This is a genomic window from Burkholderia sp. ABCPW 14 (assembly GCF_001523835.1).
Taxonomy (GTDB): Bacteria; Pseudomonadota; Gammaproteobacteria; order Burkholderiales; family Burkholderiaceae; genus Burkholderia; species Burkholderia mayonis.
Genome location: NZ_LOVS01000196.1, coordinates 78,148 through 88,287 on the forward strand (window position 1 = coordinate 78,148; position 10,140 = coordinate 88,287).

The window sequence follows — 10,140 nt, forward strand, 5'->3', positions numbered from 1 at the left end:
GACGCGGCGAAGCGGACGGCGAGGCGCGTGCGCGCCCTCTGCCTGCTAGACGAACGGGCGGGCGGAATCTTTACCCGCGGACTTTGCTTTGGCGGGTGCCGATGCCGGCGCCGATGGCGTCCGGGCGCGCCTGCCGAGCCGTCGCGGCGCGCGCCGGCCACACGCCCGCCGCCGCGCCGGGTAAACAGCGCGGTAAAAAATTTCAGACGTGATTCGTCTCATTGTTGAAGCGGCCCTTTTGCGGCCGGCGACATGAACGAAACGGCCGAAGCGGCCGGTTCCAACGGACTTCACGCCCTATGACGAGCTTTCCGACTGCGCTGCATCAACGAATCCACGCGCTCGCGCGACGCGATCCCGACGCGCCCGCGCTTGCGTCGTTCACGCCCGACACCGTGCGCCTGTCGCGCGGCGAACTCGACGACCGCGCGGCGCGCCTCGCCGCGCAACTGCGCGCGGCGGGCGTGACGACGGAAGTGCGGGTCGGCGTGTGCGTCGCACGCTCGTGCGACCTGTTCGTCGCGCTCCTCGCGGTGATGAAGGCGGGCGGCGTGTTCGTCGCGCTCGATCCGCGCCATCCGGCCGCGCGGCTCGACTGGGTCGCGCAGGACGCGGGGCTCGCGCACGGGATCGTCGACGCGTCGGCCGACGCCGCGATGCGCGCGCGCTTCGCGCAGTGCTTCGAGCTCGCGAACGTCGCGCAGCCGGACCCGGCCGCGCCGCGCGTGCACGGCGACGACGCGGGCGATGCGGTGCATCCGCGCGCGGCCGCCTACATGATCTATACGTCCGGCTCGACGGGCACGCCGAAGGCGGTCGTCGTCGAGCACGGCCCGCTCGCCGCGCACGGCGACGCGCTCGCCGAATCGCTGCCGATCGGGCCCGACGATCGCGTGCTGCATTTCGCGTCGGTGAACTTCGACGTCGCGATCGAGGCGTGGCTCGTGCCGCTCGCGGTCGGCGGCAGCGTCGTCGTCAGCGATCCGCCGCCGTTCCCGCCTGACGCCGCGCACGCGCTGATCGCGCGCGAGCGCGTGACGAACACGACGCTGCCGCCCGCGTACCTGCGCGAGTTCGCGGCGGTGTGCGCGCGCGAAGGCGTGCCGCCGTCGCTGCGCGTGCTGCTGTTCGGCGGCGAGGCGATGTCGCAGGACGCGTTCGACGAGATCCGCCGCGTATTTCCCTCGATCCGTCTCGTCAATGGCTACGGGCCGACCGAGACCGTGATCTCGCCGATGCTCTGGCCGGTCGATCCGGGCACGACGCCCGCGCTCGACGGCGGCAACGGCTACGCGTCGCTGCCGATCGGCTGGCCGATCGGCCGGCGCGTCGCGCGCGTGGAGCAGGCGCACGGATCGGTCGCGCACGGCGACGCGGGCGAATTGCTGCTCGGCGGCGCGTGTCTCGCGCGCGGCTATCACGGCCGCCCGGCGCTGACCGCCGAGCGCTTCGCGCCGGACCCGACGGGCGAGCCCGGCGCGCGGATCTACCGGACGGGGGACCTCGCGCGCGCGCGCGCAGACGGCTCGTTCGACTATCTGGGCCGGATCGACGATCAGGTCCAGGTGCGCGGCGTGCGCGTCGAGCCGGGCGAGATCGCCGCGTGCCTGCTCACGCATCCCGGCGTGCGCGACGCGGGCGTGCTCGCCGAGCCGGCGGGCGGGCGCACGCAACTGATCGCGTGCGTCGCGCTCGCCGAGCCGCGAACCGGGACGCTCGCCGATCATCCCGCGTTCGAACGACAGCCGGACGACGATGCGCTGCGCGCCCACGTCGCCGCGCATCTGCCGGCCGCATGGTTGCCGCACCGGTTCGTGCGCCTCGACAAGCTGCCTTACACGCTGAACGGCAAGCTCGACCGCGCCGCGCTGCGCGACGCGGTCGCGGCGCTGCCCGTCGAGGCCGCCGCCGATTTCGACGCGCCGCGCACCGACACGGAGCGCCGCGTCGCCGCGCTGTGGCAGCGCCTGCTGAACGATCGGGCGCCGATCGGCCGCGTCGACCGCTTCTTCGTGCGCGGCGGCGATTCGCTCGCGGCCATGCAGTTGCAGGCCGCGATCCGGCTCGAATGGCGCGTCGATCTGCGGCTCGATGCGATTTTCGACGACGCGCCGCTTGCCGAGCTCGCCGCGCGGATCGACGGCGCGCAGCCGGGAGCGGATCGGCCGGTCGTGGCCGCCGCGGCGGCGCGCGCCGATGCGGACGCCGCCGGCGGCGCCATCGAGCGTCCCGCGTCGTTCGCGCAGCAGCGCTTCTGGGTGCTCGCGCGCACGCAGGACGCGGGCGCTGCCTATCACGTGTCGTTCCACTGGGACGTCGACGGCGGGCTCGACCTCGACACGCTGCAGCGCGCGCTCGATGCGCTGATCGCGCGTCACGAGGCATGGCGCACGACGCTCGTCGAGAACGACGACGGGATCGTCGTGCAGCGGATCCACGCGACGCTGCCGGTGCGGATCGCGGCCGTCGATCTGCGCGGCGAGTTCGATTCGTCGCGCGCCGCGCGCCTGGCCGAATTGACCGAGCGCCACGCGAGCGCGCCGTTCGATCTGTCCGACGGCCCGCTCGTGCGCGCGCTGCTCGTGACGCTCGCCGACGGCGCGCAGCGCTTCCTGTTGACGACGCACCACGCGGTCAGCGACGGCTGGAGCTCGCGCTGCGCGTTCGACGAGCTGACGACCGCGTACGCGGCGTTCGCCGAAGGCCGCGAGCCCGCGCTGCCGGCGCTGCCGATCCAGTACGCCGATTACGCGCAATGGCAGCGCGACGCGCTCGATGCGAGCGAAACCGCGCGCCAGCTCGCCTACTGGCGCGCCGCGCTCGCCGACGCGCCCGCGCCGCTCGCGCTGCCGCTCGACCGGCCGCGCGCGACCGAACGCGACTATCGCGGCGGCCGGCTCGCGCGGCGTCTTTCGTCCGCCGTGTCCGGGGCGGTGCGCGATGCCGCGCGCCGGCTGCACGCGTCGCCGTTTACCGTGCTGCTCGCCGCGTTCGACGCGTGGCTGTTCCGGCTGACGGGCGAGCGCGACCTCGCCGTCGCCGCGCCGATCGCGCAGCGCGCGCGTCCGGAGACCGCGCCGCTCGTCGGCCTGTTCCTCAACACGCTCGCGCTGCGCGCGCGCGTGTCGCCCGCGCAGTCGTTCGAATCGCTGGTCGCATCGGTGCGCGACGCCGCGTTCGGCGCGTTCGCGCATCAGGACGTGCCGTTCGACAAGGTGGTCGACGCGGTGAAGCCGCCCGTGCGCCGCGGCGACGAGTGGCTGCGGGTCAAGTTCGCCCAGCAGTTCGATCTCGAATTGTCCGCGTCGCTGCCGGGCGCGTCGGTGCGGATGGCGCCGGGGCTCGATCCGGCCGCGCGCTTCGATTTCGCGCTCGATTTCACCGACGACCCGCGCGGCATCGAATTCGTCGCCGCATATGTGCTCGACGGGCTCGACGAAGCGACCGCGCAAGCGTGGCTCGACAGCTTCGCGGCGCTCGTCGAAGACGCGGTGCGCCATCCGCACCGCGCGATCGCCGAGCTGGCGGTCGCGGAGGGCGCCGCGCCGCGTGCGCTGCTCGCCGGCCGGCCGCTCGCGACCGAGTCCGACGTCCTCGCGCTGTTCGCGCGCGAAGCGGCCGAGCATCCGCACCGGATCGCGCTCGCGGACACGGACACGCAGCTCACGTTCGCCGAGCTCGACGACGCGTCGAACCGCGTCGCGCTCGCGCTGCGCCGTGACGGCGTGCGCGCGGAGACGCCCGTCGCGATCTGCGTCGAGCGCTCGGTGCGCTTCGCGCTCGCGTTCGTCGGCGTGCTGAAGTCCGGCGCGGTCGCGGTGCCGCTCGATCCGGCGTCGCCGCGCGAGCGGATCGCGACCGCGCTCGCCGCGTGCGGCGCGCGCCGGATGCTCGCGGTGGGCGATCTCGGCGCGCTCGGCGACTTCGACGGCGTCGCCGTGCAGGACGTCGACGCGTGCGCGCACGACGCGTCGCTCGCGAACGCCGCTGCGCCGCGCGTGCCGCCGCTGCCCGGGCAGGCCGCGTATCTGATCTTCACGTCCGGCTCGACGGGGGTGCCGAAGGGCGTCGTCGTCTCGCATCGGGCGCTCGCCGACTACGTCGCCGGGATGCTCGACGAGCTCGCGTTCGCGCCGGGCGCATCGATGGCGATGGTGTCGACGGTCGCGGCCGACCTCGGGCATACGACGCTGTTCGGCGCGCTGTGCTCGGGCCGCACGCTGCATCTGCTGCCCGCGCACGCGGCCTTCGATCCGGACGGCTTCGCGCACGAGATGGCGGCGCGCGACGTCGGCGTGCTGAAGATCGTGCCGAGCCACCTGCACGCGCTGCTCGACGCGCAGCGCGCGGCCGACGTGCTGCCCGCGCACGCGCTGGTGACGGGCGGCGAGGCGCTGCCGTGGGCGCTCGTCGAGCGGATCGCCGCGCTCAAGCCCGGCTGCCGCGTGATCAATCACTACGGGCCGACCGAAGCGAGCGTCGGCGCGCTCGTCTGCGACACGTCCGCGCCCGCTCAGGCGGACCTGCGCGCGGCGGCGGCCGGCGCGGCCGCGCGCGGCGTGCCGCTCGGCCGGCCGCTGCCGAACGCGCACGCGTGCGTGCTCGACGCACATGGCGCGAGCGTGCCCGTCGGCGCGATCGGCGAGCTGTATCTCGGCGGCCCCGGCGTCGCGCGCGGCTATCTGGGCCGCGCGGGCGCGACCGCCGAGCGTTTCGTCCCGCATCCGCACGAAGCGGGCGCGCGCGTCTACCGGACGGGCGATCGCGTGCGGCTGCGCGCGGACGGCCGGTTCGACTTCCTCGGGCGTCTCGACGACCAGGTGAAGATCCGTGGCTATCGTGTCGAGCCGGGCGAGGTGAGCGCCGCGCTGCGCGCGCTGTCCGGCGTCGCGCAAGCCGAGACGCTCGCGGTCGAGCAGGACGCCCGGCTGCGCCTCGTCGCGTTCGCGACGCCCGATCCCGGCGCGTCTCTTTCGGGCGATGCGCTGCGCGACGCGCTCGCCGCGCGCCTGCCCGACTACATGGTGCCCGCCGCGCTCGTCGTGCTCGACGCCCTGCCCGTGACCGCGAACGGCAAGATCGACCGCGCGGCGTTGCGCGCGCTCGCGGCGACGCCCGCGAACGCGCCGGCCGCCGACGAGGACGCGCCGCAAGGCCCGATCGAAGAGACGCTCGCGACCGTTTGGCGCGACGTGCTGAAAGCGCCGCGCGTCGGCCGCCACGACAACTTCTTCGAGCTCGGCGGCGATTCGATCCTCGTGCTGCAGGTGATCGCGCGCTCGCGCAAGCGCGGCGTCAAGTTCACGCCGAGGCAATTGTTCGATGGCCCGACGATCGCCGAACTCGCGCGCGTCGCGGTTGCGATCGAAGCCGTCGCGCCGAAGGACGGCGCGGCGGCCAACGCGAGCGCCGCCGCCGCGCAGCCGTCGTCCGCCGCGCGATCGGACGAAACGTGGCTCACGCCCGCGCAGCTTCGGTTCTTCGACCTCGACATCCCGCGCCGCGGCCACTGGAACCAGTCGATCGAGCTCGACGTCGCCGGCGTGTTCGACTTCGACGCGTTCGCGCGCGCGTTCGACGCGTGGCTGACGCATCATCCGGTGTTCCGCCAGCGCTTCGCGCCGACGGGCGCGAACGGCGCGTGGCGGCTCGCCGACGCGCCGCGCGCATTCGACGCGCTGCCGCTCGCGGCCGCCGCCGCGCGCGACGCGGCGGACGCGCTCGCACAGTTCGACGCGCTGCAAAGCACGCTCGACGTGACGCGCGGCCCGCTCGCGTGCGCGTTCGCGGCGGCGCTGCCGAATGGGACAGCGGCGGGCGCGACGAAGCTGTATCTGGCGATCCATCACGTGATCGTCGACGGCGTGTCGTGGCGCGTGCTGCTCGACGATCTCGATTCCGCATACCGCGCCGCATGCGAGCGCCGCGCGGTGCGGCTCGGGCCGACGGGCGCGAGCGCGCCCGAATGGGCGGCCCGGCTCGCACGCGCGGCCCGCGATCCGGCCGGGCCGTTCGCCGCCGAGCTGCCGTACTGGGCGACGCTCGCCGCGCCGCACGACGACCTGCGGCTCGACCATCCGGACGCCGCGGCGACCAACGCCGACGCCGACGTCGTGATCCAGACGCTCGATGCGGCGCTCACGCGCGACGTGCTGACCGAGGCGAACGCCGCGTACCGGACCCACGCGGTCGAACTGCTGATCGCGGCGCTCGTCGCCGCGCTCGGCCGTCATGCGGGCGCGGCGTCGTGCCGGCTCGAGCTCGAAGGGCACGGCCGCGAGGCGCTGTTCGACGACATCGACGCGAGCCGCACGCTCGGCTGGCTGACGAGCCACTATCCGGTCGCGTTCGCGGTCGAGGCGACGCCCGCCGCGACGCTCGCCGGCGTGAAGGACGCGCTGCGCGCGGTGCCGAACAAGGGGCTCGGCTTCGGCGTGCTGCGTCATTACGGCGACGACGCGACGCGCGCCGCGCTCGCCGCGGTCGCGCGTCCGCGCGTGACGTTCAACTACCTCGGCCAGTTCGACGCGCCGCGCGACGCCGCGCTCGTGCCGCGTTTCGGCGGCGCGGGCCGCGAGCGCGACCCGGCGGGGCCGATCGGCAACGCGCTCGCGATCCACGCGTACGTCGACGCGAACGACGGCCGCGCGCTGAAAGTGCACTGGGTGTACGGCGCGACGCAGTTCGACCGCGCGACGATCGACGCGCTCGCCGCGCAATTCGACGCCGCGCTGCGCGCGCTCGCGGCGGCATGCGCGGCGCGCATCGCCGAGCGCGGCGCGGGCGCCACGCCGGGCGACTATCCGCTCGCGCGCGCAGCCGGGCTCACGCAGGCGGCGCTCGATCGGCTGCCGTTCGATGCGCGCGCGATCGACGACATCTATCCGCTGTCGCCGATGCAGCAGGGCATCCTGTTCCATTCGCTGTTCGCGCCGGAGCGGGCGACGTACGTGAACCAGCTCGTCGCGACGCTCGTCGATCCGGACGTCGAGCGGCTGCGCGCCGCGTTCGATGCGGCCGTCCCGCGCCACGACATCCTGCGCACCGGCTTCGCCGCGCACGAAGCGGCGCCGATGCAGGTCGTCCATCGTCATGCGCGGATGCCGGTCGAGACCGTCGACTGGCGCGGCGTGCATCCGGACGATGCGCACCTCGAAGCGGCGCTCGACGCTTGGCTCGCCGACGACCGCGCGCGCGGCTTCGATCTCGCGACGCCGCCGCTGATGCGCGTGACGCTGATCCGGACGGGCGAGACCGCGTGGCGTCTCGTCTGGACCCGCCATCACTTGCTGCTCGACGGCTGGAGCACCGCGCGCCTCTTCGCGGACGTGCTGCGCGACTACATCGAGCCGCCGCGCGCGAATCCGTTCGCCGCACCGGCGCGCACGCGCTATCGCGATTTCATCGCGTGGCTCGCGCGGCGCGACGCCGACGCCGACCGCGCGTTCTGGCTCGATCGGCTCGCGCGGCTCGACGAGCCGACGCACATCGCCGAACGCGAACGCGAGCGCGGCGCGAACGACGCATCCGGCAATGGCGCGCCCGCTCACGAGACGACCGGCCGCGCGAACTGGCGCGCCGCGCTGTCCGCCGCCGACACCGCGCGCATTGCCGACGCCGCGCGCGGTCTCAAGGTGACCGTCAACACGATCGTGCAGGGCGCATGGGCGCTCGCGCTGCAGCGCATGACGCACCACGCGGCGGTCGCGTTCGGCGCGACGGTCGCCGGTCGCCCGGACGCGCTGCCCGACGTCGACACGGTGCTCGGCCTCTTCATCAACACGCTGCCGGTGATTACCGCACCCGAGCCCCGCCTCGCCGCGCGCGACTGGCTCGCGAGCCTGCAACGCGACAACGCGGCGGCGCTCGAGCACGCGCACACGCCGCTCTACGAGATCCAGCAATGGGCGGGCGCGGGCGGCGCGCTCTTCGACACGCTCGTCGTGTTCGAAAACTATCCGGTCGACGAAGCGTGGCAGGGGCGCGATCCGCGCGCGCTGCAAAAGCGCGATCTGCGCAACATCGAGGCGACCGACTTCGCGGTGACGCTCGTGATCGAAGCGGGCGAGACGCTGTCGATCGACTACGGCTACGATCCCGCGCGGATCGGACAGGCGCGCGTCGAAGCGCTGCACCGCGCGTTCGCCGCGTGCATCGGCGGCCTGAGCGCGAATCCGGATGCGCCGCTCGGCGCGATCTCGTGCGCCGGTACAGACGATCTCGCGCTGATCGCACGCTGCAACGCGACCGGCACGAGCTGGCCCGACGCGCAGCGCGCGCCGCTTGTCGCGCAATTCGAGGCGGCCGCGCGCGCGCGGCCCGACGCGATCGCGCTCGAATTCGCCGACCCAAGCGGCAACGGCGCGATCGAGCGGATGCGCTACGCCGAGCTCGACGACAAGGCCGGCCGCGTCGCGGCGGCGCTCGCCGCGTCCGGCGTGCGGCCCGACTCGGTCGTCGCGCTGTGCGTCGAGCGCTCGTTCGACATGGTCGTCGCGCTCGTCGGCGCGATGAAGGCGGGCGCCGCGTATCTGCCCGTCGATCCGGACTATCCGGCCGAGCGGATCGCGTATCTGCTCGGCGACGCGAAGCCGCCCGTCGTGATCACGCAAGCGCATCTGCGTGCGCACGTCGACGCGGCGCTCGCGGGCGCCGACGCGGTCGTCGTCACGGTCCACGAACTGCTCGAGCGCGCGCCGGCGGCGCTCCCCGCCGGGACGGCCGCCGCCGCTGCCGCTGCCGTGGCACCCGACCAGCTCGCGTACCTGATCTACACGTCGGGCTCGACCGGCAAGCCGAAGGGCGCGGGCAACACGCACGGCGCGCTCGCGAACCGGATCGCGTGGATGCAGCACGCGTATCGCCTGACGCCCGACGACGTCGTGCTGCACAAGACGCCGTTCGGCTTCGACGTGTCCGTGTGGGAGTTCGTGTGGCCGCTTTCCGTCGGCGCGAAGCTCGCGATCGCGGCGCCCGGCGACCATCGCGATCCGGCGCGGCTCGTCGCGGCGATCGACGCGCATCGCGTGACGACGCTGCATTTCGTGCCGTCGATGCTCGCCGCGTTCGTCGCGCATCTGGACGATTTCGGCGCCGCCGCGCGCTGCGCGAGCGTGAAAACGATCGTCGCGAGCGGCGAGGCGCTCGCGCCCGAGCTCGTCGCGCGCGTCGCCGCGCTGCTGCCGCGCGCGACGCTCCACAACCTGTACGGGCCGACCGAAGCGGCGATCGACGTGTCGCACTGGACCTGCACGGCCGGCGACGCGGCCGGCGCCGCCGTGCCGATCGGCCATCCGATCGCGAACGTGCAACTGCACGTGCTCGACGCGGCGCTGCATCCGGTGCCGGCCGGCGCGACGGGCGAGCTGTACCTGGGCGGCGCGGGGCTCGCGCGCGGCTACATCGGCCGCGCGGCGCTGACGGCCGAGCGTTTCGTGCCCGACCCGTTCGCGGCGGGCGCGCGGCTCTACCGGACGGGCGACCTCGCGCGACGGCGCGCGGACGGGGCGCTCGACTATCTCGGGCGGATCGACACGCAGGTGAAGCTGCGCGGCCAGCGGATCGAGCTGGGCGAGATCGAGGCGCTGCTGCGCGCGGCCGAAGGCGTCCATGACGCCGTCGTGATCGTGCGTGACGAGCGGCTCGTCGGCTATGTCGCCTGCGCGGCGGCCGCCGAGTTCGACGGCGCCGCGCAGATCGAACGGCTGCGCGCGCAACTGCCCGCATACATGGTGCCCGCGCAGCTCGTCGCGCTCGACGCGCTGCCCGTCACGCCGAACGGCAAGTGCGATCGCCGCGCGCTGCCCGCGCCCGCCTTCGACGAGCGGATCGTCGACACGCCGCGCACCGACACCGAGCGCGCGCTCGCGGCGATCTGGCAGCGCGTGCTGAAGCTGCCGGAAATCGGCCGCGACGACGATTTCTTCATGCTCGGCGGCCATTCGCTGCTCGCCGCGCAAGCGAACGCGCAGGCGAACCTGCAGTGGGCGCTGACGCTGCCGCTGCGCACGATCTTCGACGAACGCACGCTCGCGCGCTGCGCGGCGGCGATCGACCGCGCACACGACGCCGGCCGCGACCACGACGCCGCGAGCGCGATCGACGCGCTGCTCGGCGAGCTCGAAGCCCAGTAAGGAGTCC

Annotated in this window: 1 protein-coding gene; it reads left to right on the forward strand. The window is 74.2% G+C overall.

From position 1 onward, the window contains the following. Positions 1–299 precede the first annotated feature (299 nt). On the forward strand, positions 300–10,133 hold the full coding sequence (locus WS62_RS29335; protein ID WP_066578467.1) for a non-ribosomal peptide synthetase: 9,834 nt from the start codon (positions 300–302) through the stop codon (positions 10,131–10,133). Positions 10,134–10,140 lie beyond the last annotated feature (7 nt).